General features: G+C 43.3%; 1 protein-coding gene. It reads left to right on the top strand.

Translation table 11 applies throughout. From position 1 onward, the window contains the following. A partial coding sequence (locus IQ247_RS32205) for an endonuclease MutS2 (protein ID WP_193926245.1) occupies positions 1–1,164 on the top strand: 1,164 nt, incomplete at its 5' end. Positions 1,165–1,196 lie beyond the last annotated feature (32 nt).

Genomic DNA, 1,196 nt, shown 5'->3' with positions numbered 1-1,196 from the left:
CTCTCCCCCTCTCCCCTTCTTCCTCCCTCCTCCCTAGTACTTCTTGACGAAGTTGGTGCAGGTACAGATCCGGTAGAAGGTAGTGCTTTAGCCATTGCGTTGTTGCGTTATCTAGCAGATAATTCACTGTTGACCATTGCCACAACTCACTTCGGTGAACTCAAAGCATTAAAGTATCAAGACGAACGCTTTGAAAATGCTTCAGTAGAATTTAATGAAGCAACATTGTCACCAACTTACCGTTTACTCTGGGGAATTCCCGGACGTTCCAATGCTTTAGCCATTGCTTCTCGCTTGGGATTAAAAGCAGAAGTCATAGAAAAAGCTAAAGATGAAATGGGAGGTGCAACAGATGAAGTGAATCAAGTCATAGCCGGATTAGAAGCGCAACGTCGTCGTCAAGAAGAAAAAGCAGCACAAGCCCAGGATTTATTGCAGCAAGCAGAACGTTTTTATCAAGAAGTATCGACAAAAGCCAGAGACTTAGAAGAAAGGGAAAAATCTTTACGTGCTTCTCAGGAAATCGCAGTACAGCAAGCGATTGCTGCGGCTAAAGGTGAAATAGCAACGGTAATTAAGCGTTTGCAACAAGGTAAATCAACTGCCCAAGATGCTCAAAAAGCGACCGAAGATATAAATCAATTAGCAGATAAATTTATACCCAAAGCTGCACCAAAACAGAAAATAGGCTTTATGCCTAAAGTCGGTGAAAGGATACGTATTCCGCGACTGGGACAAACCGCAGAAGTATTAACAGCTCCAGATGAAGATGGAGAATTTAACGTTCGTTTTGGCATCATGAAAATGACGGTCAAATTAGAAGACGTGGAATCTTTAAGTGGAGAAAAAGCGCAGTCGCCGATTAAAGCTAAACCAGCCGCGAAAGTATTACCACAAGAGACTCCTGTAGAGAAAGAGCCTTTAATTAGAACTTCTAAGAATACAGTAGATTTACGGGGTAGACGAGTAGCAGAAGCTGAATTAGTTTTAGATAGAGCGATTTCAGAAGCTGCAAGAGCGATATGGATAATTCACGGACACGGAACCGGAAAACTCCGCCAAGGAGTTCACGCTTATTTGAAACAGCATCCGAGAATTAGTCATTACGAACCAGCAGCGCAAAATGATGGTGGAACAGGTGTTACCATTGCCTACATGAAATAAAAGGTTCTGCCCGATGATGGGGGGATGGGGGG

Source organism: Plectonema cf. radiosum LEGE 06105, from assembly GCF_015207665.1.
In the GTDB taxonomy this organism is placed as follows: domain Bacteria; phylum Cyanobacteriota; class Cyanobacteriia; order Cyanobacteriales; family Nostocaceae; genus Rivularia; species Rivularia radiosa_A.
This window is presented reverse-complemented; position numbering and strand designations above follow the sequence as displayed.